The sequence below is a fragment of the Bifidobacterium sp. ESL0798 genome, assembly GCF_029395415.1.
In the GTDB taxonomy this organism is placed as follows: domain Bacteria; phylum Actinomycetota; class Actinomycetes; order Actinomycetales; family Bifidobacteriaceae; genus Bifidobacterium.
The window spans coordinates 1845631-1868434 of sequence record NZ_CP113914.1; the positions used below are offsets into that span (position 1 = coordinate 1845631).

17 protein-coding genes and 1 tRNA gene are annotated in these 22804 nt (G+C 56.1%); 5 read left to right on the plus strand and 13 right to left on the minus strand.

What is annotated here, in order from left to right; translation table 11 throughout:
- Positions 1-97: 97 nt before the first annotated feature.
- From OZX74_RS07610 to OZX74_RS07630, 5 genes are all read right to left on the minus strand, one after another.
- Positions 98-1189, minus strand: coding sequence for a DUF2207 domain-containing protein (locus tag OZX74_RS07610; RefSeq protein ID WP_277156328.1), 1092 nt, complete (start codon positions 1187-1189; stop codon positions 98-100).
- The gene (locus OZX74_RS07615; RefSeq protein ID WP_277156329.1) at positions 1150-2541 is read right to left on the minus strand and encodes a DUF2207 domain-containing protein; all 1392 of its coding nucleotides are present in this window, start codon (positions 2539-2541) and stop codon (positions 1150-1152) included. The genes OZX74_RS07610 and OZX74_RS07615 overlap by 40 nt, the downstream gene beginning before the upstream one ends.
- A 55-nt stretch (positions 2542-2596) precedes the next feature.
- Entirely contained in the window at positions 2597-3175 is a 579-nt protein-coding gene (locus tag OZX74_RS07620) for a LemA family protein (protein WP_277156330.1), read from the minus strand.
- A 204-nt stretch (positions 3176-3379) separates the two neighbouring features.
- Positions 3380-5563 carry a DUF2207 domain-containing protein gene (locus OZX74_RS07625; RefSeq protein WP_277156331.1) on the minus strand — a complete coding sequence of 728 codons (2184 nt, stop codon included), beginning with the start codon at positions 5561-5563 and terminating at the stop codon, positions 3380-3382.
- 190 nt (positions 5564-5753) lie between these two features.
- Positions 5754-8510 (minus strand): DUF2207 domain-containing protein, encoded by a 2757-nt coding sequence (locus OZX74_RS07630; protein ID WP_277156332.1) that lies wholly within the window; start codon positions 8508-8510, stop codon positions 5754-5756.
- A 186-nt stretch (positions 8511-8696) separates the two neighbouring features.
- Between OZX74_RS07630 and OZX74_RS07635 the strand changes: the two genes are divergently transcribed.
- Complete coding sequence (locus OZX74_RS07635) at positions 8697-9842, plus strand: hypothetical protein (protein WP_277156333.1); 1146 nt, start codon at positions 8697-8699, stop codon at positions 9840-9842.
- 111 nt (positions 9843-9953) lie between these two features.
- On the opposite strand, the gene pgi is transcribed toward OZX74_RS07635, so the two are convergent.
- The 3 genes from pgi to OZX74_RS07650 form a co-directional block, all read right to left on the minus strand.
- Complete coding sequence (gene pgi, locus OZX74_RS07640; protein WP_277156334.1) at positions 9954-11648, minus strand: glucose-6-phosphate isomerase; 1695 nt, start codon at positions 11646-11648, stop codon at positions 9954-9956.
- Between the two features lie 241 nt (positions 11649-11889).
- Positions 11890-13437 (minus strand): acyltransferase family protein, encoded by a 1548-nt coding sequence (locus OZX74_RS07645; RefSeq protein ID WP_348519546.1) that lies wholly within the window; start codon positions 13435-13437, stop codon positions 11890-11892.
- Entirely contained in the window at positions 13346-14716 is a 1371-nt protein-coding gene (locus OZX74_RS07650; protein WP_277157467.1) for a sugar phosphate nucleotidyltransferase, read from the minus strand. Before OZX74_RS07650 ends, OZX74_RS07645 begins: the two co-directional genes overlap by 92 nt.
- A gap of 212 nt (positions 14717-14928) precedes the next feature.
- On the opposite strand from OZX74_RS07650, the gene OZX74_RS07655 reads away from it, so the two are divergent.
- Positions 14929-15001, plus strand: a tRNA-Thr gene (locus tag OZX74_RS07655).
- Positions 15002-15089: 88 nt separating this feature from the next.
- Here OZX74_RS07655 and OZX74_RS07660 read toward each other — a convergent pair.
- Positions 15090-15848 carry a LysR family transcriptional regulator gene (locus tag OZX74_RS07660; protein ID WP_277156336.1) on the minus strand — a complete coding sequence of 253 codons (759 nt, stop codon included), beginning with the start codon at positions 15846-15848 and terminating at the stop codon, positions 15090-15092.
- 286 nt (positions 15849-16134) lie between these two features.
- On the opposite strand from OZX74_RS07660, the gene gap reads away from it, so the two are divergent.
- Positions 16135-17151 carry a type I glyceraldehyde-3-phosphate dehydrogenase gene (gene gap / locus OZX74_RS07665; RefSeq protein WP_277156337.1) on the plus strand — a complete coding sequence of 339 codons (1017 nt, stop codon included), beginning with the start codon at positions 16135-16137 and terminating at the stop codon, positions 17149-17151.
- Positions 17152-17387: 236 nt separating this feature from the next.
- Here gap and OZX74_RS07670 read toward each other — a convergent pair whose 3' ends face one another.
- From OZX74_RS07670 to OZX74_RS07685, 4 genes are all read right to left on the minus strand, one after another.
- A complete protein-coding gene (locus OZX74_RS07670) occupies positions 17388-17726 on the minus strand; it encodes a carboxymuconolactone decarboxylase family protein (RefSeq protein ID WP_277156338.1) in 339 nt (112 codons plus the stop codon).
- 371 nt (positions 17727-18097) lie between these two features.
- Positions 18098-18322, minus strand: a complete 225-nt coding sequence (locus tag OZX74_RS07675; protein ID WP_277156339.1) for a hypothetical protein — start codon at positions 18320-18322, stop codon at positions 18098-18100.
- Positions 18323-18511: 189 nt separating this feature from the next.
- Positions 18512-20014: an MDR family MFS transporter gene (locus tag OZX74_RS07680; RefSeq protein ID WP_277156340.1), complete on the minus strand. Its 1503-nt coding sequence runs from the start codon at positions 20012-20014 to the stop codon at positions 18512-18514.
- A 299-nt stretch (positions 20015-20313) separates the two neighbouring features.
- Positions 20314-20799 carry a MarR family transcriptional regulator gene (locus OZX74_RS07685; RefSeq protein ID WP_277156341.1) on the minus strand — a complete coding sequence of 162 codons (486 nt, stop codon included), beginning with the start codon at positions 20797-20799 and terminating at the stop codon, positions 20314-20316.
- Between the two features lie 107 nt (positions 20800-20906).
- Between OZX74_RS07685 and OZX74_RS07690 the strand changes: the two genes are divergently transcribed.
- Both OZX74_RS07690 and OZX74_RS07695 read left to right on the plus strand, forming a co-directional pair.
- Positions 20907-21443: a MerR family transcriptional regulator gene (locus OZX74_RS07690; RefSeq protein WP_277156342.1), complete on the plus strand. Its 537-nt coding sequence runs from the start codon at positions 20907-20909 to the stop codon at positions 21441-21443.
- Positions 21444-21715: 272 nt separating this feature from the next.
- Complete coding sequence (locus OZX74_RS07695; RefSeq protein ID WP_277156343.1) at positions 21716-22795, plus strand: aldo/keto reductase; 1080 nt, start codon at positions 21716-21718, stop codon at positions 22793-22795.
- Positions 22796-22804: the final 9 nt, after the last annotated feature.

Genomic DNA, 22804 nt, shown 5'->3' on the forward strand with positions numbered 1-22804 from the left:
CCAGCACTATCAACAGATGGGGCAAAAGCACAAACCGAGCCAGAACCTTACCAATCAGCGCCGTTCTCCCCCATAAAACGAGGACGCGCCTGCACTCTCACCAGCCTCCGAAGTCGCCGCCGCCAGCTCCGCCATCCGAACCGCCGAAACTGCCACCATCGCCGCCATCGCCACTACCGCCTGAAAAGCCGTCCAAAAGGCTGAAACCGGAACTCAACTGGTCACCGATATCGCCGAAGCCGCTGATACTGTCGAATAGAGGGTCGGCCGGAGAAACCCCACTCCACGCGCATGAGCAACAAGCGGTGTAGAGCACGGAACCAGCCGCATTCTCATCGAGCCATCTTGGATCGGCCAAATAGGGCTGTATTCGGGCCATCTGACGCACCAGCTGCCCGCTGATGCCCAATGCGGTGGCGTAGGTGAGATATTGACCCCACAAGGCCAGATCCTGCGGTCCTCGCTCGGAAAAATTGCTGAAATCCTCCATGTATTTGCGCAGACCAAGAATCTCGCCCGCTGCCTGATAACCGTTGCGGGTCAACGTCTCGGTAGGCCAAAGTTGAAGAATCACAAGGCCGATGAAAACAAGGACCGCGGCCGCAACGATGACCACAGCGGGCAGCCCCATCGTCCAAAGATGCCGCAAATAGAAGGATACAAACACCGCAACCGCCAAAATGGCCAACACGATTTTCCATGTTCCTTTGACGTTGCTGACAAGAGCGAAACCATCAAATTCGCAGGACAGCGACGTTTGAAAATCGCGATAAAGGTTTCTGCCTTTTACCCAATCCTTGCTTTGATCGCGCAGCTGCTCGAAATCGAAGACCGGCGAATCGTTACGCTGCGCAAATGCCATCAGAAAATCGAACAGAGCCTTTTCCGATTGTGTCAACGAGATGGGGCCATTCGCGTTTCCGCCGCATTGTGGCCATCGATCATTGACCTCAACACTGCTGGCTTGCTGATACGCGTACGGCATAACCACTATGGTGCTGATGGTTGCTTTGTCCGAAGACGAAGTGCCAGTAGAGGAAGTGCCGGAAGAGGGGTTATAGAAGCGGAAACGCTCGGCTATCTGCCCTGGGTTGACGTGCTGCAGGTCAAGCCCCGCATACCACTCGGCTTCACCCGGGTAAATGGCTATCAATTTCTTGTCGGCCAAGGAAAGCAACGTGGCTGCCATCTGTTGGGAAACCAACTGCTTCTCGTTTTTACCATGACCTGGCCCATCAGTTTGCCGTCAGGGAGCCCATCCACAGTCTGCAACAATCTGGCACCGGCCACGGGCGACACCACGGGAATGTCGCGATAATACTCAATCCTGCCACGGTAGGAAGCCTTGCCGGTATTGGTAACAATCCGCCAGACGGCATAGATGATGACGATGAACAACGCCAGCAAAGTGGTTAATAACCAAGCAATCTGTATACCTTGGACAAAGGCGGCACCCACACGCTCGCCATTTTCCTCAACCACGATGCTTCTCGCATGATTCCCTGATTTTCGATGAGCCACCGTTCCCATCGGCGCGGCATCGGAAATCGACACCAGATCGACATACTGATGTGGTCTGATGTTCGACGCGGTGAAATCAAGCGTATGACCGTCGAGCTCTTTGACGTATCCTTTGCCCGCGTAATGCAACCACTGACGAGGAAGCCGTATCGGCGATGGCGAACCGGATTTGGAAGCGCCTTTGGGCAAGGAGACGCGCGCATGCAAATTATCGATCGGCACGGTGTTGTTTTCGCCCACCGGCTCCCACTTGAAATACGCGACGTCGTCGTAGAGTGTGACCACGTCCTTGAACGTCATGGCAATATCGAACTTCATGCTTTCGGCGGTATCAACGGCCGGAATATTCCAGCCGATCTCGATGGTATCGCCTGATTGTCCCCCACCACTGGCACAGCTATCCCAGTCCTCGTCATCGTCCTCGTCGTCATCAACAGAACGGACTTGGGATTTCGACGGTCCCCCGTCATTTTCCTTATCGGTTATGTTCCCGTCTTTGCTGCCCTTGCCCTGCAAGGCATCGTCGGAAATTGCTTTCTTGCCGGCAGGCAAGTAATCCGTATTGTAGTCGCACGAAATGTTTTGCGCGTACCAGGTACGGGCGAACTCGCGGTTCCACTCGGCTTCGGACGAATATTCAAGGTCTAGCTCACCCGGAGCCTTACCTTTCGAGTAACGTTGCCCGGTATCGACGTTTTTCACTGAAACATCGGTGATGGCGCTCAGCTGCTCGAAATCCAAGTGATAGCGCTGGTAGAAGTGATGCCAAAAAGTCTTGCCGTTTTCACCGTCCGGATGCTTGCCCAATTTCAGATCCAGATGCTGCACCACGCGCAAATCACCGTTCGGCTGCACCGTCATATCATAATCGAGCGAATGATAGCGCATATTCCCGCCGGTGGGGTTTGAGGAATATCCCATGCAGAGAATCGCGGCAACAATCACCGCAACCACCAATGCGGAAATCAACGCTGTTACGACGGTTTTCCTGCGGACGTTCGACACCGTCTGTTTTCTCATCCCCTACAGCCCTCTCCGGCTTTTCACATCACGAAAGCCTTGTGTCGCGGCTCCTCTAGAACTTGACCTGCGGCACCGACTTGTCGGACTCGGCGACTTGGAAATACTGGGCCTGGCTGAAGTGGAACATGCCGGCGATCACGTTGGAGGGGAACGTCTGGACGGCCGTGTTGAGCTTCTGCACCACATCGTTGTAGAACTGGCGGGCGTAGGCGATCTTCTGTTCAAGGTCGCTGAGTTGGTCCTGCAACTGCAGGAAATTCTGGTTGGCCTTGAGGTCGGGGTACGCCTCGGCGGTGGCCTGCAAGGCCATCAATGCGTTGCTCAAAGCCGACTCGGCCTGGGCACGGTCGGCGGTGGTCGACCCATTGCTGCTGGCCGCCTTGACCGCTTCGGCGCGGGCCTCGGTCACCTTCTGGAAAACCTGCGATTCGTGGGTCGCATACCCCTTGACGGTCTCGACCAGATTCGGCACCAGATCGGTGCGCCGCTTGAGCTGCACGTCGATCTGTGAGAACCCGTTCTGCACCCGGTTGCGCAGCGCGACCAGATGATTATAGGCCACGATACCCCACACCAGAATGATGATGACGATGGCCAACACGACCAGCAATACGATGGTGCTTACACTCATAATATTCCTCTTCTTCCTTTAAGACCATTCTCAAATTGCGGCTTCCAGGACCCACCTTGTCGCAATCGCCTCATTCGGTCGGTCAGACAATATTATTCCACACTCACACGATACTAAGGTTTGACATCTCATGTCAGCAAGCACCGCCGCCGTTCCGGCCAGTGACAGTTGGCATGAAACCAGTCAGGCCGATACCGCGAGAACTCACCGACCGCCGAAACTGCCGCCGCCGGAACCACCGCCAGAGCCTCCGAAGCTGCCACCGCCGCCCCCGCCGGACCCGATGCTGATACCGCCGCCGGAACCGTCACCGTTGTTCGAGGAGCTCGAGATTCTGGAACATGTAGCCTGAATATCCGAAAAACCGGAAGCGAATTGCGAGCCCAAATCACCAAGCCCACTGCCATATGCCGTATTCGCCGCATCGCTGGGACCGATAGCGTAGCGATACGTGAGCGAATCATTCGAATCGTCGCTGAACTGAACGTTTTGGGGCACTTGTGCGAAGGCTTTCGACAGCTCTTTGACCAATCGCTTGCTGATGCCGAACGCGGTCGCGTAGACCAGGTACCTGTCCCACAACACCAAGTCGGGAATGTCGCGATTCACGAAATTGCTGAAATCCTCCAGATATTTCCTGAATCCGAGAATCCATGCCGCGGCCTCTTGGCCGGAACCGATGAGCTTCTGATTCTGCATCAGCGAAATCGCGAAAACAAAGAAGAACATGAGTGGGATGCCAAACACCACCATCCATGCGATACCACCATAGGCCACCAAAGCGAGGCTGCCGATGAAAGCAGCGACGAGCAGAGCCACCGTGATGGCAGTGAAGAGAAGATATTGCCATTGGAAACCGGTCACTTGCATCTGGTCGAACTCGGAGTCGGCGACGTCGTCAAAGCGCTGCTTCGCGGCGATGCCGCCACTCCACTCTTTGATGCACTCGTTGAGCTGCGACAAATCGAAGACCTTCGCGCCAAGTTGGGCAGAAGCACTGGTCAGGAAATCAAGCAACGCACGTTCGGAATCGGCCAATTCGGGCTGAGCCGAGATGTCCGCATACGCCAACGGAAGAATCTTGACAACGCCTGTGGCCTTGCCGGAACGAGGACGATTTTCGTCTTTGGCCGCCGCATCGATCTGTTGAACGCTGGCCGCGTCCATATCGATGCCGTCATACCACTGCATCCGACCGGGGTAAAGGGCGATGATTTTCTTGCTGGCCAGCGAAAGCAGGGTCGCCGACATGCGACGCGAACGCATGGCTCGACTGCCCAGTGGTTCAAGCACACCCATCAATTTGGCGGCCGCGGCAGGACTGATCGGCGGTATATCGCGGAAATAGGTCACCGCTGACCGACAACGAATCTTCCGGTTGTTGTATATCACCATGGCAACGACCGCCACCATGGCCATCAGCGTAAGCCCCACCACATCTTTGAGCTCATCGTCCCTTTTGCGCAGCTCACGTTGGTAGTTCTCCGCTTCCACCCGCTCATCGTACAAAACCATATTTTTCATATCAATTTTGTCGGGCAGTTTCACCGAAGGCTGCTTCATTCCCTGCACGCCGAACATCGACACCAGATCCACATGCCGATGAGCCTTGACGTATTTTGCGGAAAAATCGACACCGTGGTCGGCGCTTTTATGCACATTGCCATCACCATCGTAATGCAACCATTGCCAAGTCTGACTCTTCGTGGTGCTTTTGGGAAGCGAAACGTGGCCTTGCAGGGAATCGATGGGAATCTCGTTGTCATCGCCCACGGGCTCCCATTTCATATAAGAGACGTCGTTATAGACCGACACCACACCCTTGAAGGTCATGGAAACATCGAATCGCAGACTGTCTGTACTTCCGGTAGCAGGGATATTCCAACCTATTTCGACAGTATGCCCATTGTCGTTATCCCGGGTTTCACCGTCATTGGCATCAGGGCTATCGGTGTCGGTGTCGCCCTGGGCTGCCGGGGCATAGTCATGGTCATGATCGGAAGTATCCATGGCATACCATGTGCCCGCGTAATCGTCATTCCAACGGGCGTCATCCACCGTCTTCGTCGATTTGGCGCTACCCAGCTGGTAGGTCTTGCCATGACTCACGTCTTTGACGGACACATCGGTGATTGCCGTAAGTTTGCCATCATCAATCTTATATTGCTGGAACAGCTGCTTCCAAGGCTTGCCATTTGGCCGCTGATTGAGCTTCATGTCAATGTGCTCGGTGAATCGCAAATCCCCGTTTGCAGCTACCGACGCATCATATTTCAAAGAACGATACGAGATATCCTGCCGGAACGTGCCGCTTTGTGCCGCCGACCCTATGACGGTCAGGGCCAGCACCAGCGTAACCGCCAAGGATACGGCAACGGCTCTTGCCACTCTTCTCAAACTCAGCATCGTCCAACCAATCCGTCTCGAAGGCGCATTCTCCGCTGCCCGAAAACTATTAGCCTATGATGAAAATCATCGCTATAAAATCATACCCGCCGAACGGCATATTCGCCGAAAGGCCAATCGCATGTTCAGACGATCCAGGATTTCCATTGCGGATTGCCATGTCACCGAAACCTCATCTACCGCTTCGACCTAAAACAGCAGACGCTCGGCGCCCGCCAAATGAGCCTCCACCGGAACCTCCGCCCGATCCGCCGAAGCTGCCACCACCGCCGGAACCACCGTCAGCGCCGGAGGACATGCTGAACGTGGATTCCATGGTGTCGATGCCGTTACTGACTCCGGCGCCGAAATCACTGAATTGCGCAGCCAGCGACGAGTCCGCGCCAGTCCCCGAGCCCGAATCGGTCGAATAACGATACCAATAACACAACGAATCGTTGCCGTTGCGTTCATGGTCATCATCAAGCGACGAGAACAACCCGCCAAAACGTTGCATCTGTTTGTCAGAGACCCCGAACGCAGTGGCATAAATATAATACTTATCGAAATTGTCCGGCGACAAGGGAGGAGCAGAAGACGAATGAAGTGACGCAGCCGCAGCCGAATCCGATAGCGAACCCGACGTCGCAACCGACTTGGCCGCAGCCGACTGATTTCCCGCGTCGCCGCCATGACACAGATACGCCTCCAAGCCCAGCATCGGCTTGACCAACCGTCTCCCTTTTCGCGTCAAACCACGATACCGCAGCAGTTTAAAGAGGAAAATGAGCAGGAAAATCACCGGGACACCCAGCAACAGCAGAATCCCCCACTGCCCGTGCAGCTGGTCGGAAACATGGCCGTAATCGTCGGTACCCGAACCGACCACATTGAAGGCAAGGCCGTCGACATACAGCGACCCCATCACGCCAGCAGCCACAATCGCAGCGGCCGCCCCAAAACCGAACAGCAACGGCTTGACCACATGCAGCTTCAGATATTCGAAATTCGCGGTCCAATTGAAGACGCTTTGCAGCCATTCGGCCCTCCACCAGCCTTCCAACTTGTGGCCAACGGTGCGGAAATCGAAAACCGGCGTATCAAGTTTCAACGATATCGCCTGCAGCAAGCTGAGCAATGCCCGTTCACACAGTGTGAGTTCATGCGTTTCGCCGACATTCTTTGCAAATGCACCCGGCAACATCACCACCGTCGAAGTCGGCTTGGAGGAGGCTTTAGGACCCTCCGCTTCTTCGGAGATGACTTCCCGCACCGCCTCCATGCCCTTGGTGAACCCCTGAGCCCTGGCCTGCCTGATATATTCCTCATCCCGGGCTTGTCTGTCGGCTGCCTGCGACCTTTCATCCATTGTTCCAGCAGAGGCTTCAGCCGATTGTGCGTCCTCTTTTTGCATTTCGCTGACATCACGGAGCCGTTGCGAAATCTCATCGTCGCTGGCACGCGAAAGATCGATCCCCCTGAACCACTTGGAGCGACCAGGATAGATCGCGATGATGCCTTTGCTCACCAGCGAAAGCAGCGTAGAGCTCATCTGCCGAGCCTTGAAATCGTCTGAATACTCCCCGAAATCAAGAAAATCAATGAATTTCGCGGCGCATGCCGGCGTCATATCAGGAATGGCCTGCGAATACGGTGTCTGCTCCGGTTCGTTTACCGGTTTCTTTTGCCTGGTTTTCTTCTTCCGCTTCGAACCCGCGGCAGCATGGTGAGGACACTCCTGCGGATAGTATGCCTGCCAATTCGTAATCAGCACGGCAAGCAACGCAAACAGGAGTACCGCGCCTTCCCATCCCAAGTATCCAAGAATCACGTTGCGACGCATGGTGACATCGCCTTCGGCTTTGCGCATTTCGGCGGTCTCGCGGTCAAGCACCAGCTTTTTGCCGTCCTTGGCAATGCGATACCTCACATCCGCGTTCATCGGCGATGCGGAAAACATCGAAACCAAGTCGATATGCCGATTCGCGGCGACGTTGTGCGCAGCGACGTCGATCTGCCGACTTCCGGTCTGGCTGATCGAGCCCTTGCCGGAGTAATGCATCCATTGCTGCACATCCGTGTTTTTCACACCTTTTGGCAAAGTGACCTCAGCGCGGAAATCGCCGATCGGCACACCGCCGGTATCGCTGATTGGCTCCCACTTGAAGTAAGCGACGTCGTTATAGACCTTCACGACGTCCTTGAACGTCATGGAGATGTCGAATTTGAGGCTTTTCGCGGATTTCGTCGCGGGAATATTCCATCCGATCTCCACCGTGTCACCGGACTTGCCCATGCTTGCCGACGCACCGTTTTCGTCGCGCAAGTCGTCGGGTTTGCCATCCGTTTTATTGCCAGGCGCAGCGGTTTCGCCATTGGGCGCGGCAGGTCCATGAGCGGCCGATCCGGCGGTTTTGTCATCGGACCCCACGGTTTTCTTCCGATATTGCCCGTCGTCCATGGCAGCCGGAAGATATTCGTCGCCTTCGCGGCTAAAAGCATTGGCGAAATCAGCCGCATACCATTGCCCCGCGTATTTGCCGTCCCAGTCGAAATTATCAAGATCACGCGAGGAACCGGCGCTGCCGTGCCGGTATTTTTGCCCCGTCGAAACATTAGTGACCGACACATCGGTGATGGCGCTCAGCACACCGTCGCTTTTCACATTGTTACGAAGCGTATAGCGCTGGTACAACTGCCGCCACGGTTCGCCGCCCTTGCGCTTGTTGAGTTTCATATCGACATGCTCGGTGATGCGCAAATCCCCGTCAGGCCGCACCGTCGCATCGTAGTTCAGAGAATTGTAGGTCAAATCGTTATGGTGAAAGCCGAGGTCGCCGGATTGGAAACTGCAGAAGGCGAAGAACACGACCACGACGATGGTGCCGATCGCCGCCGATTTCAGCGCCGCGCCTATTCGTCCAAGACTCAGCCCCTGCCGTATCTGCATCTTCTCTCACTTTGCAAAAGCGGATGCAGCCACACTGCATCATCTGCAAACCCTCCTCGTGACATCAATACTATCAATCCGCAAGTACCCTTGGTAAAAAGGTTTGCTCCATCGGTTGGCAGAATAGTGGGATATAGTAATCCCGTATTCAATTGCATGAAGAGGAATTAAAGAAGAGAGTTTGAAGTGCATCGTTTTGGCAATAAGTCCGAAGCAAATGGGCAGATACCAGTATCCGGCGATGACATCAGTTACGACGACGTATCAACGCCAGACACCTCGCCAGACACCTCAACGTCTTTCGATTCCGCCGACTATACCCAAATGCCCGTCGGGGGCAGCCGTGCCGGCAAAAACGCCGGCGGAAGCAGCAACAAGCCACGGATGAAACACGGCGATCCCGACGCCATCGACGACCAATACGGCAACAAACCGGTCCTGTCGACAGCCAACTTCGTCATTGCCCTCATTGCCGTGGTTGCCGTCATCATTGCAGCATTCGTCTATTTCCGCGGCAGCGATACCGATAGCGGCAGCAACCGCACAAGAGATAGTTATTATTCCGATTCGTCAAAAGCATCGCGAAAACTCAAAGATCAGCAGAAAAAGCAGGCCATCGTCGAGGAAGCAAGCAACGCCTATCGGGCGATTTCCGACCAAGATCTCAAAGTGACCGATGCCCTGAACACCCTCACCCTGAATTCGGGAAACAGCGGCGCGAGCACGGAAGTGACCCAGGAGCAAGTCGACGAGCTCAAGTCGGAGATAGCGAAAATGTCCACGCCGATTGACGCGTTCAAGAAAACCCAGTCGTATCGTAAACATTCGGATGTACGCAAAGCCTATAAAGAGTACACGGACAAAGAAAAAGATTACACCAACGCGCTTAATAATTTCGCCGACTCTGTCATTGCTTACGTCAAGGCAGAGAAAAGTTGCAACGAGGCCAATGATTGGTCCACTATGAACTCGGATGCGGCCACCTACGCGAACGGCAAACAAAAGACCATCACCACTTGCAGGACAGCGGCGCAAGGCGTTGCGGACTCAAAGGACGGCCCGATCAAACAGTATGCCGCAACGACCCTCAAACGCATGGATGACGCGCAAAAGCAGCTCGACGGCATCAAAGGTCTTGGCTCAGCGGACGAGATCTTCGGCGACGAGACGAAGTTCCAGAGCTTCGAGGATAAGTCCCGCAAACTCAGCGATGACCTCAACCCGACCAAACAGTTCGGCAATCAGAATCCCATCTATAAGGAACTGACCGACGCAAGGCCAAGCAAGGCGATACTCAAATTAAACTCGGCAATCTTCGACGCCGACAAATAAATATGCGATGAAAATCAGGATTCTTGGTCAGTTTTCCTGATTTTCATCGCATATTCGAACAATTCAGCGGTTCAACAGTGTGGCGCAACTAGCTGAGCCACAGCCACGCGACTACTTGCGATGCGCGCGATAGAAGCGGATGAGGCTTTGCGTGGAGGCGTCCTGAGCCGCCAGCGCGTCGTCATCCTGCGAGATCGCCGGGGTGATCTGCAGAGCAAGCTGCTTGCCGAGCTCGACGCCCCACTGATCGAAGGAGTCGATGCCCCAGACCGTGCCCTCGGTGAAGGTGATGTGCTCGTAGAGCGCGATCAGCTCGCCCAGCGAGAACGGGGTCAGCGCGTCGCCGAAGATCGAGGTGGTCGGGCGGTTGCCGCTGAAAACGCGGGCCGGCACGATGGACTCGGGTGTACCCTCGGCGCGAACCTCGTCGGCGGTCTTGCCGAACGCGAGCGCCTTGGTCTGCGCCAGGTAGTTGCCCAGGAAGAGCTCGTGCACGTCCTGGTCGCCGTCCTTGGCCGGGTTCGGGGTGTTGGCGAAGGCGATGAAGTCGGCGGGGATCAGCTGCGTGCCCTGGTGGATCAGCTGGTAGAAGGCGTGCTGGCCGTTGGTGCCGGGCTCGCCCCAGAAGACCTCGCCGGTGTCGCAGGTCACCGGGGTGCCGTCCCAGCGCACGGACTTGCCGTTGGATTCCATGGTGAGCTGCTGCAGATAGGCCGGGAAACGGTGCAGATACTGATCATACGGCAGCACGGCATGGGTGGCCGCGTGGAAGAAGTTGCGGTACCAGACGTTGAGCATGCCCATCAGCGCGATGACGTTCTTCTCGATCGGGGTGTTGGCGAAGTACTCGTCCATCTCGTGGAAGCCGGCGAGGAACTGCTCGAAGCGCTTCGGCCCGCAGACGATGGCGATGGAGGTGCCGACCGCGGAATCCACGGAATAGCGGCCGCCGACCCAGTTCCAGAAGCCGAAGGCGTTGGTCGGGTCGATGCCGAATTCCTCCACGCCCTTCAGGTTGGTGGAGACGGCGATGAAGTGCTTGCGGATAGCTTCGGCGCGCTTGGCGTCCGATCCGTCGATGGCACCGGAGGCCTTGAGTCCGTTTAAGAGCCAGGTGCGGGCCTCGCGGGCGTTGGTCAGCGTCTCGAGGGTGGTGAAGGTCTTGGAGACGACGATGAACATCGTGGTCTCGGGGTCGAGGTCCTTCGTCTTCTCGGTAATGTCGTTGGGGTCGATGTTGGAGACGTAGCGGGCGGAAATGCCGGCGTCCGCGTAGGGCTTCAGCGCTTCGTAGACCATGACCGGGCCCAGGTCGGAGCCGCCGATGCCGATGTTGACGACGGTCGTGATCTTCTTGCCGGTCACGCCGCGCCATTCGCCCCCACGAACCTTGTCGGCGAACGCGTAGATCTTGTCGAGCACCTCGTGCACGTCCTTGACGACATCCTGGCCGTCGACGATGTACTTGCCCTCGTCGCTTGCCGGACGACGCAGCGCGGTGTGCAGCACGGCGCGGTCCTCGGTGTTGTTGATATGCACGCCGGAGTACATGGCCTTACGGCGGTCCTCAAGGTGCACGGCCTTGGCGAGATCCGCAAAGAGCTGCAGGGTCTCGGGCTTGATGAGGTCCTTGGAGAGGTCGAAGTGCAGGTCGCCGGCCTCGAAGCTCAGCGCCTCCACGCGGTTGGGTTCTTCGGCGAACCACTTCTTGAGGTCAATGCCTTCGCTATTCAGTTCGTCAAAATGCTTTTGCAGCGCCGCCCATTCCGGTGTCTTGGTGGCGTCGATAGGAGGATTGATGGCCATAATTATTTAGGTCCTTTCATCATGTGCCGCGGGGTTTCGTGGTTTTGTCAGTCATATCCGAAAATGCCGTTCCCCACCGCTTGCTACAATCACCAATTTACTCACAAAAGCGGACACAACAGCACAAAAAGCGTCGTCGTTCGTACGTTGCAGCCGTGGCCTCAGCAAGCCCCATAAGTTGCTCTGTTTTAAACTATCCGGAAATTCCGAATAGTTGCAAATTCCTATCTATTAATTTCATCTATGCCAACTTAATCAAGCGCAAGAGGGGCTGACGAACGAAACGGTCGATGAGGCAGACCAGAAGCACGAAAGCAAGGGAGAACACGAGCTCGACCAGGAACCAGTCGACTAGCCATCCTGCGCAAGCCGACATGCCGCCGGTTGCAAAGGCACTGGCGACGTGCAAGGCGACGGGATCGGCGAAATGACTCTGCACGGCAATCCAGGAATAATAGGTGAGCGCCTGCACGACGTAGAATCCCAGAATGCCGGAAGCGAGCGCTTCGACCGCACGACGACAGAAGATTTTCACGCTTTTCCTCAATGGCTTCTTTGAACTATTGCCATTACTTTGCCAGGCTTCGTCTGATTCCGTAACACTGACCAGCAATGGCCTCTCTGTACCGCCACCACGAATCTGCAAGACCCTGATCGATTCTGCGGCGTTACCCAACGAAGGCTCCACGCCACCCTGCGCAGCAAGAGACTCAGATTTTTGGGCTCGTGCACTGGGGCATGCGGCACACATCAGCGAACAGACCGCAAGCAGGAACGAAATGGCAGAAGTAGATTTGAATGAAAGAACCATCAGCAGCCCATAGTGACCGCCGAACGCAGCAAAAGCAACGATGCAACCAGCCACTGCGACAAGAACCACTAACGCCATCGCCCAAAAGCGACGAGTCAACCAAAATGGCACAGAAGCATGCACAGAGGCATCTTTCCCATACCAACGTTGCCAAGCACAACCCAAAGCCCCGGCACAAAGATAGGAGGCGAAATAGGTGACGGCACTCATCTGCTTGCGCCAGTCCAGAACGCTCAGGGAATCGAAGAAGTTGCGACCGCTGATTGCGACATAGACGTTGAGCCCGTAAATCACGACAAGAGCAACCACCCACAAGGCCACGCACCATTGGCTCCGGCAGCGTTCGATGCACCAGCCGATGAACGGTGCGAGCAATATAAATAGGGCATAAAGCCACACGAATTCAAGGCTGAATATCACTTCACGCACACCACCGACCATCTGAATCGGCACCACCCAGCGGTCGATCACGGCCAGCACCGCTACATAGAACACGACCGCGGCAAGCACTTTCGCGATACGAAGCACAGACGGTTTCCACTCATCGCGCACGAATCCCCGGTGCGAACGCTCGGCCATGCGCGGGACCAGAAAGAACGCCGAAATCATGAAAAAGATGTGATTGCCCCAAGCGCCTAAGAACATGAGCATCGAAATCAGCCAAACCGCCAGCGGCGTTGACGAAATGATGACGATGAATGTCGGGGCCGTGCCAGCCTGTATAGCGGCAGAAAGCGCGTGCGGCCCGCTGATCGCAATCTGTTCGAACGTGAGCAGAAACGTATGAAACACCGCAATGCCGACGATGGCCAGCAAACGCAACAGCTCGACGGCAAAAATACGCGAATGACGATGTATCGGACGCCATGGCACAGATGCGGAAATGCTAGAGGATATCATCACGGCCTTCGCGGTCGAGGTAGGCGACCAGATCCTTGACCTCCTGGCTGCGGGCGCGCGGCGCGACGAGCAGCGCATCGGGGGTGTCGGCGACGACCATGTCGTTGACGCCGAGCAGCGCGATGGTGCGTTCGGTCAGCGGCATCACCACATCGCCGGCGCTGTCGAGGCTGACGACCTTGTCGCTGTCGCCCAGGATCTTGATGTTGCGGGTTCCGGTGCTGGGCAGGAGCGCTGCCACGGAATTGAAGTCGCCGATATCGTCCCAGCCGAAATCGCCGGGAACCATCGCCACGCCTCCGGCCACGCTCAACGGCTCGGCCACCGCGTAATCGAACGCGATCTTCTCGATGCCCGGCCAGTAGGTCGCCATCGCCTCATCGATCGCCTCGTTGTCCGGATCAGCTTGATTGTTGACATCGGCATCGTTATCAGCATCATCGTCAATGCCGGCATCGGATCGGGAATCTTCATTGATGCTGTTATCATTCTTTGCATTGTCGGGGTTTTCCGCGATACCGATATTGTCATTTTGCCGGGAAGATCCCGAAGCATCCAAAGCTTCCTGTCCAACATATTGTGCAGCGGCAATCTCCGCGTTCCCGGCGGTATCGGCACCATCATGATTGTCCACGGCCATATAAGCATCGGCGATATGCGAAATCGCATCATACATGTCTGGCTTGTATTCGCGCAGATGGTCGAGCAACACGTCGGCGCGCATCACGAACATGCCGGCGTTCCAACGGTATTCACCGGTGGAAAGGTAGGCCTGGGCCGTGGCTGAATCGGGTTTTTCAACGAAACGCTCCACCAGACGCGCGCTTGGCGCATCCGGGATTTCGGCAGCCAACGAACGGCCTTGATGGATATAGCCGAAAGCCGTGGACGGCCGCGAGGCGGCAATGCCGATCGTGGTCACGTATCCGGCACGCGCCGCCGCCACCGCCTGACGCACCGCCTCGGCGAAAGACTCATCGCCTCGAATAACGTGATCCGCTGCGAACGATCCCACGACGATATGCTCGCCGTATCGTCGCGCCAAAATCGCCGTGGCCAACGCAATGGCCGCCGTCGAGTCGCGCGGCACAGGCTCGGCGAAAATGTTGGATTCCTTGAGCTCCGGCAGTTGCGCCTCGACCGCAGCGACATGCCGCCAACCTGTGCTGACCACGATGCGTTCGGAGCCGGCGAGCCGCGCAAGCCGATTGAACGTGGACTGGATCAGCGTGCGTCCGCTGCCCATCAAATCGTACAGGAACTTAGGCTTCGCCCCGCGACTGAGCGGCCAGAGCCTTGAGCCGGTGCCACCGGCGGGAATGATGGCATAAAAGTCCTCGAAACCCCTGCTTGGCATGTCCGACATTGTTTTTTCCAAATTGCCATCCCCTTTCGCGCGTTTCCAGCCTGACTGTTCCTTACATCTCTTGGTCTATTGTCGCGCGGCCCGTTGTCATTGCAAGCGTCGCCCCACGAGACACGGCCGAACGCGACGCTTGTGGACAAAATACACAGTACCCGGTATTATTATTGTTTTGTGCGCGAGTGGTGCATACCGCTCGGGCAATTGCCGCTTTAGCTCAGTTGGTAGAGCGTCTCACTCGTAATGAGAAGGTCGACAGTTCGATTCTGTCAAGCGGCTCTTTCATTTTTCAATGGTTCCAATATGATTAACAGCAAAATTCAATTGACGGAACTCTCTATTTCTGCCTAATCCACGTTTGCATAATTTATTCCACTTCGCCGTAGACGCGGTATTGCAGGCGGATGGGCTCCGTGCTGATCTTACGCACCTTGCGCTGTTCGGTCAGATACGACGGCAGCAGCGCAATGCCCTTGCCCTGCTCCACCATCGTGACGATGGTCTCGAGCGAGTCGACCTCCATCAGACGGCGTGAATTGCGCGTGGCCATGTGGTCGCGCAACGAACGTCTGCGGAAGGCGCATTCCTTGTCGTGATTGATCAGCAGCGGAATGCCGACGGGAAAACCCTTCGTTCCATCTTCCGCTGCAAGATAGGAAGCTTCCAACATCCCAGCACTTATCACTTGATAGTTGTCGAGTTCATCCAATCCGACGAACGCCACCACGGACTTGTACTGATGCCGCCGAGCCTCGGGAACGATATTGCTTTGGCGGCGGACAACGATGGTGCCGTAACTTTCCGGATGGAATGACCGCACGGTAGTCATCATGTAATGCATCAAGGCTTCGGTAATCAGCAAATCGCCCGGCGCGCCCGAAGCCTCGCGTCTCACGTCGTCCAGCTCTGCGGTAATGCGCAGCGACGCGCGGTAGAGTCGTTTGCCTATCCTCGTAGGCTCCACACCTTTGGCACTGCGTTCCACGAGCGTGGTACGGAACTCATGCTCAAGCGACTTGAGCCGGGCACTGATATTCGATTGCGCGTAACCGAGAGCCTTTGCGGCTTTGTTGAGCGAACCGGTTTCGATAATGGCTTCGAAAATCTCCAAATCGTTGAGATTCATCGTATTTCCTCCGTTTGTAACGGCGATGACCATAGCACCGTTGCCGCTGTGGATGAACATCGGTCAAATCATCTACGATAACCAACTTATAGTATCTGCTGTATTGATATGCTACCAGCAAATATCGAATGATATTTCAAGCAAATATAACGGTTTTACCGTACTCATAATTTCTGATACCTATCATAATCAGTGATATGTATATCTATTTCAGATACTATGCAGACCGACGGCGAAGTCGTATCTTGAAGCTGTTACAAAACAACGATAACGGCAAGGAGCCATCATGACAGTGAAGATTGGTATCAACGGATTCGGACGCATTGGCCGGCTTACGTTCCGCAGGCTTTTTGAGCTCAACAGCGACGAGGTCGAGGTGGTCGCCATCAACGACCTGACCGACCCGGCCATGCTCGCCTACCTCCTGCAGCACGACAGCGTGCAGGGTCGATTCCCTGCCGAAGTCTCCAGCGACGAAACCGGCATCATCGTCGACGGCAGACACTACACCGTCTACGCCGAGCGCGACGCCGCGAATATCCCGTGGGCCAAGGCCGATGGGGTCGAGCTTGTGGTGGAATCCACCGGTTTCTATACCAGCACCGAGAAATCCTCGGCGCACCTGAAGGCGGGCGTCAAGAAAGTGCTCGTCTCCGCACCGGCAGGCGACATGCCGACCGTGGTATACGGCGTCAATCAGGACATTCTGACCGCCAACGACCGCATCATTTCGCCCGGATCTTGCACTACGCAGTCGGTCGCGCTTCTGGCCAAACCGATGAACGATCGTTACGGCATCCGCGCCGGTTCGCTGACCACGATCCACGCCTACACCGCCTCACAAAGCCTCACCGACGGGCCCAAAAGCAAGAACGCGCGCAACAACCGCGCCGCCGCAGAAAACGTCATTCCGCATTCCACCGGTGCCGCCAAAGCCATCGGCTTGGTCATTCCCGAACTTGACGGCAAACTCAAGGGCCAGGCACGTCGCGTTCCGGTACGTTCCGGCTCGTTGACCGAGCTGTCGCTGGTGCTCGAACAGGCACCGACGGCCGATGAAATCAACGCGATGTTCCGCGAGATCACCCGCGGCAATGATTCCTTCGGCTACGACGACACCGGCCTGGTCTCCTCCGATATGATCGGTGACACCCACGGCGCGATCTTCGACCCGACCCTAACCGAGGTGGTGAACTTGGGCGAAGGTGAGGGCGAACTGGTGAAGGTCAGCGCCTGGTACGACAACGAATACGGCTTCACCTGTAACATGGTGCGAATCCTGCTGCACTTCGTGAGGCTGTAAAGCTACCAGTCACCGACACCTAAGTATTGGGATGGATTATCAGCATATTCATCAATGAAACTGCCAGTAGCTAACGGTCAAACGTCAACATGAATCCTGCTGCATTTTGCCGCCTAAATCCAAACTGAAACTTACCTAATCTCACATCCAAAAAATCGGTGCCACGACTCAATCTGCCGTGACACCGATTTTTATATCAAATGAGTTAATCGGAAACGAACTTTTAGATTCAAACGTTACTTTTCAGCTGTCTCGTCATCGGCCCAGACCTGCTTGGCGCGGTTGAAAGCGGACCAGGCCTTTGGCCAGCCGACGTAGAAGGCCAGATGCGTAATTTCGGCGGCTATTTCGTCGGCGGTGATGCCGTTGGCCTTGCCCATGTTCAGATGCGCGTCGAGCTGTTCGGTCGCGCCCATCGCGATGATCGCCGCTATCGTGATCATCGAGCGGTCGTGCGCCGACAGGCTCTGCTCGTCGGCCCATACCTCGCTGAAGAGCACATCGTCGTTGAAATGCGCGAATTGCGGGGCGAAGTCGCCCAACTGGTCGTGCCCTGCCGTCTGTTTCTTAGCCATGACTGGTTCCTTTCACGTATTATCCGTTACGACATCATCGTCAAAACCAAATCCTAAAGACTTCAAGCACTTGAAATCAAAATAAGTAATCTGCAAAACCAATAAGGCGACAGCGGAAACAAAATGTTAAGACACCAAGCCACAATATTGAAAACTTGTGTGGGCTACAGGCTGAAGCCGATAGCCCACACAAATCAGCTAAAACAAGGACGAGATAATATAAGCGCCCTATCGATGAAATCCAACGAGGTCAAGCTTTAAAGTCCCGGACAACACCTCGATGCGAACCGATTCCAATCGATAACTTGAGGATATCATGCAGCAGCGGAAAAGCACAGGTCATATCAAGAAACCTTGAATTTTCGTCAATATCAACGTTTTAAATTGACATTCACTTTTAGATATGAGACGTTGGCAAAGCCGCACACACGCGGCACGGCAATCCCCGAACCGGAAACCAGAAACGTGTGGGCGACCGGCCGGGACCATAAGGCCGGCTGAAGCTGAAACAATGGGAGGCCAGAAATGGCACCTAACGATAATAACAAGCCCGGGAACGCCGGGCTCTGCTGGCTCGTGACAACGGTGTTGCTCACGATCGCACCTAAAGTAAGTCCGCCTTAGGCCACGGCAATCCTCATAGGATGCCTACTGTTGGCATTCTGGAAGATGAAGTAGCGCCAGCACCTCGCCGTTAGTGGTGACTATAAGCTGCAAAACGGCAAGGCAGGAAGCCCGACGACAGGCCAAACTATCGCCGGACTTTTTAATATGTTTCACCTTATTTACTTACTTTCGGCGGCAATGGCCTGGTGCTCCGCTGCGGCGTTTGGCAGGAAGAACGAGGCGACGAGACCGATAACGGCGAAAACGACCATGAGGATGAAGCCCCAGTGGTAGCCGATGGCTTGTGCCGCGGCCTTACCGGCAGAGGCCTGGGAGGTGGCGGCAAGCGAGATGACCAGCATCGCAAGCGCCGTACCCAACGAGCCGCCGACCTGGCGAACTGTGGACGAAGCGGCGTTGGCATGGGCGGTAAGGCGGGCGGCACTCAAGTTGATACCGGCGGTGAACGTGGTCATCATCGTGAAGGATATGCCGACCATGCGCAGCGCGTAGCATAGGCCGATGAGCCACAGGCTGGTTTTCGCGCTGAACCAGAGCATCGGCACCGAACCAAGTAAGAGCATCAGGAAGCCGAAGAACGAGAGCTTTTTGATGCCGAGCTTGTCGTAAAGCGTGCCGGAAATCGGGTTGCAGACCACCATCACCAAGGCGCCGGGCATCATCACCAAGCCGCTGGCCAGCGCCGATTCGCCGCGTGTGGTCTGCAGGTAGAGCGGCAGCACCAGTTCGATGCCGACCATGGCGATGTTCGCAATGGTGCTCAACAATGTGCACAGGTTGAAGCGGGCGTTGCCGAAAACGTGAAGGTCAAGCAACGGCTTGGAAAGCTTGAACTGGCGAACGCAGAACAGTGCCATGATGACCACGCCGATGACGAACAGCACCGCAAGCAGCAACGTGATGCGCCCGGTGTTGCCGACCTCGGACAGCGCATAAAGGATGAGGCCAAAGCCGAAGATGGACTCGGCGAAGGAAATGACATCGGTGGTGCAGGGACGCGGCGAGGTGATGTTACGTACCAGCGGGACGGCGAGAATCGCGGTGACGGCGCTGGCGAGCGCGAGGATGATGAACAGCGTCTTGAAACCCGAGACCTTGAGGATCAGGCCAGAAATGGTGGGGCCGACCGCCGGGCCGAAACCGATGACCAAGCCGGTGATGCCCATGGCCATACCGCGCTTTTCGGGCGGGAACATCATCAGGATGACGTTCTGGATGAACGGCATGAGTCCGCCGGCAGCGATCGCCTCGACGATACGGCCCGCGAGCAGCACCCAGAAATTCGGCGCGAAAATGCAGACGATCGAGCCGACAAGGAAAACGGCCATCAAGGTCACGAACGTGGTGCGCAGATTGAAGGACTCGAACACCCACGCCGACATCGGAATCATCAGCCCGACCACCAGCAGGTAGGCTGTGGTGAGCCATTGCGCCGTAGCCTGACTGACCGAAAACGCCCCCATGATCGTCGGCAGCGCGTTGTTCAGAAACGTTTCGGCCATCAGCGCCGTGAACGACCCCAGCAGCAGCACCGCCATCATCAGCCCGCGCTGACGTGAGGTGATGGGTGAAGTAAAACCACCTTCCTGCCCGGATTCATGCTTCGAGGTCGCAGCGTTCTGCTCCCCGCCTTGCTGCTTTACCGATTGCTGACCTACCATTGATAACCTCTCCTAATTTATAGCAAGCTACAGTTTGAATAAAAAATAAATCGCCTCGTACCGGCGCAGAACCACACATCAGTTACCGACAACCGAGGAATCGCAGCAGCGAAGCTGCACAACTATGCCCATCAGTAACTTCCCTGCCGCAAAAGTGCTCAATGTACAAATCTTCTTTTCGTCAAAACCCCGGAATTTCAACGTTTTCAAAATTCGGGTCACAGTCAGCAGTAGCACTGAAGTGTCAATCAACCGCACATATGCATTCCATGCTGCACAAACATCGTCGATCATTGCTTTCACTGCACCGACCCGTCCGAAAAGTTGGCAACGATTCGTTTGAGTGCGGCAACCAATCTCGTCTGCTCCGCACTTGTCAGGCCATCGGTAATTTTCCCGTTGATTTGCTTCATCACGGCATGGATATCATCGGCACGCCGGTCCATCAGCTGCTGCCCCGTGTCGGTGAGCTCGAGCAGAATCTGCCGCCGGTCGCTTTCCAGCTGCGAAGTCTTGATAAGACCGGCGCTTTCGAGCCGCTTGACAATGCCCCGAATCGTGGGATGGCTCAACACGAACCGGTCGGCGATCTCGCGCTGGGTGACGGCGTGCCCGTGAGCGTCGTGCAGATAGACCATCAGCGTGATCTGCGGCCCGGTGAGGCTGTACCCCTCGAACATCGAAGCGACGCGGTTGTTGAGTTCCTTTTCGATCAAGGTATTCGCCACCTTGATCAGCGGCCCCAAACTATCAGCTCCGGCCGCGTTGAACTTCGCCTCGTCCATATCCATAGCTTGCTACACTAATTCCCGCGCCCGACTTATTGCAAACAAAAGGTATCGTTCAATCTGCTGTTTTGGCTTCTAATGCTTGAAGCCAATAGCGTGAGGGCATGAACACCCAGACTTGGCATTCCATCGGCGAAGCGGCGCTCTACTGCGGCCTGCCCGAAAGCACCTTGCGCTACTACGAGGACGTCGGCATCATCGCCCCCATCGCCCGCGACCCAGATACCGGCCATCGCGCGTACAGCGACGATGATCTGCAGGCGCTGCTCATCATCTCCTGCCTGTCGGCGACCGGCATGCCGCTGGCGAAGATGAAGGAATACATGGCCAACCGAAAGCGCGGGCAGGAAGGTGCGCCGACCGAAATCGAACTGCTGCGAGACCAGAAACGTCGGCTGACCGAGGAACGCAACTTTCTGAAGGCCCGCGAGGAATACGTCAATCTCAAAATCCAGTATTGGCAAGCAGTTTCGGATGGCGATGATGCAAAGGCCACGAGCCTTGGAGCCCGTGCCGAGCAGAAAGTCAAGGAACTCAGCCACTGGCACGACAATCAAAATACCGAAACGGAAGTCACCACCAAACTGACGGATACCGCGCCAACGACAAACAAGACAAAGCGGAAAACAACGGTCAGCTGATCCACTCGGGTCGAGCGCAAAATACTAAAGCCCGAAACAACAGCACGTTGAAGGACTTCGTCTCCACTAACTGCAGCTTTGCAACCCGCCAATCGAAAAGCCGGAACAGGACCTATCACAATTCCGCAGTCATAAAACTCGATAATCATCCATCCAATAAGCCATGTCAATGGCGACAATACCGAAAAATACCGTGAGTAATCACCAAACAACAGAAAGTAGCACAACATGAAACGCATCGCTTTAGGGGATTCGGGAGTCAAGTTTCGCCGATGTTCATCGGAGGCATGTCCTTCGGTGAACCCGACCCGGCCCAACACGTCTGGACGCTCGACCAAGAGAAAACGCAGGCGGTCATCGCCCGCGCCCTCGAACTCGGCGTCAACGCCATCGACACGGCCAACTGCTACGCGCGCGGCACCAGCGAGGAATACATCGGCCGGGCGCTTCGAAACCTCAACGTTCCGCGCGAGAAGGTGGTACTGGCCAGCAAAGTGTATTTCAACGAAGGGCACTCGTCCGCCGCCGCAATCAAACGCGAGGTCGAAGGCAGCCTGAGGCGCCTTGATACCGACTATCTCGACCTTTATATCCTGCACCGCTTCGATTACGACACACCCATCGAAGAAACCATGGAGGCAATCGACAGCCTCGTACGCGAAGGCAAGGTACGCGCGCTCGGCGCCAGCGAGATGTACGGCTACCAGTACCACAACCTTGAGGCCGTGGCCGAACGCAACGACTGGACGAAGCTCTCCACGGTGCAGTGCCATTACAATCTCATTTACCGCGAGGACGAGCGCGAGCTCATTCCCGTCGCCCGGCAGTACGGAGCCATTCCCACCGCTTACAGCCCGCTGGCTTCCGGCCATCTCGCGCGCAAGAGCTGGGATTCGGACTCGTTGCGCGGCAGAACCGACAGGGTCGAGCACAGCAAATACGACCAAGACCGCGCGGCTGACCAGCCGATTGTCGACCGTGTCGCCGAACTCGCGGAACGTCATGGCGTGAGTATGGCCCAGATCGCTCTGGCATGGCAGTGGGCGCACGGACCGGCCGCACCCATCGTCGGCTGCAACTCTCCCGAACGCGTCGATCAGGCCGTCGCCGCCCTCGACGTCAAGTTGAGCGAGCGCGACATCGCCTATCTCGAAGAACCCTACACCGCCCACGAGCTGGTCGGCCCGCTCGCCAGGCCAGGCGAAAAGCCGCTCGCCGGCACCACCGTTCCCCGGAAACCAAGTAATTTCAAAGCCGACCGAAGCGTAAAAGCCTCGCCACAAATATTCCCATTTATGGCAAAGCTTTTACGCTTCGACATAACCAGATCGCCGCCGATCAATACCCGATGAAAACAACGG